Source organism: Acidithiobacillus concretivorus, assembly GCF_018853445.1.
GTDB lineage: Bacteria > Pseudomonadota > Gammaproteobacteria > Acidithiobacillales > Acidithiobacillaceae > Acidithiobacillus > Acidithiobacillus concretivorus.
Window position 1 is genome coordinate 1 of sequence record NZ_JABELD010000185.1, and the last position, 286, is coordinate 286.

Consider the following 286-nt stretch of genomic DNA (forward strand, 5'->3'; position numbering starts at 1 on the left):
CCAGCACTTTCCTGCAGGTTTCCTTTCAGGATCGGACCTACCGGGCGCTTTGCCAGGGCGGAGTCACCAACAAAATTGCGGACACACTGGTCTGGGTGTTGTTCCCGCTATTTTTCAAGTTCCACGGCCTCGGCGTTATCTATATCGGCTGGATTACCGGCGTTTATGCCATGGTCTGGGGGCTCTGCCAGTTCTGGACCGGGCATCTGGCCGATCGCATTGGTCGCAAGCCACCGGTTTTGTTGGGCTTTGCCCTGTTATCCGCAGGATTGGCAGGAACCGCATT

Annotated in this window: 1 protein-coding gene; it reads left to right on the forward strand. The window is 56.6% G+C overall.

The features are described from left to right. Positions 1 to 286, forward strand: a 286-nt coding sequence (locus HJG40_RS14730; RefSeq protein ID WP_368356175.1) for an MFS transporter, incomplete at both ends; no start/stop codon positions are given.